This window comes from Paenibacillus xylanexedens (assembly GCF_007676705.1).
GTDB lineage: Bacteria > Bacillota > Bacilli > Paenibacillales > Paenibacillaceae > Paenibacillus > Paenibacillus xylanexedens_C.
Window position 1 is genome coordinate 1 of the sequence record NZ_VEBF01000418.1, and the last position, 258, is coordinate 258.

1 pseudogene is annotated in these 258 nt (G+C 37.6%); it reads left to right on the top strand.

Features of this window, described 5'->3' with window-relative positions:
* A pseudogene (locus FS628_RS32275) lies at positions 1–258 on the top strand (hypothetical protein); the annotation flags it as partial.

Here is a 258-nt window from a genome sequence, read left to right on the forward strand (position 1 = left end):
ATTTGCATGGGCTCTTTTTTTAAAAAAGGGCCGGGAATTCGGGGAAGCGTTCCAAAAGCATTTCCAATCCTTTTCAAGTAAGATGAAAGATCAATTTTTCTTATTTTTATCGGCGGGATTTTTTATCTCCACAATAAAAACATCTAATAGCAACGAAGTCGTAAATGTATGGATCGTCGATAAGATCAGTGCTATAGGAGCACAGTACGTATTAATGCTACTGCCACTCATTCCACTAGCCTTTGCATTCTTAGGATT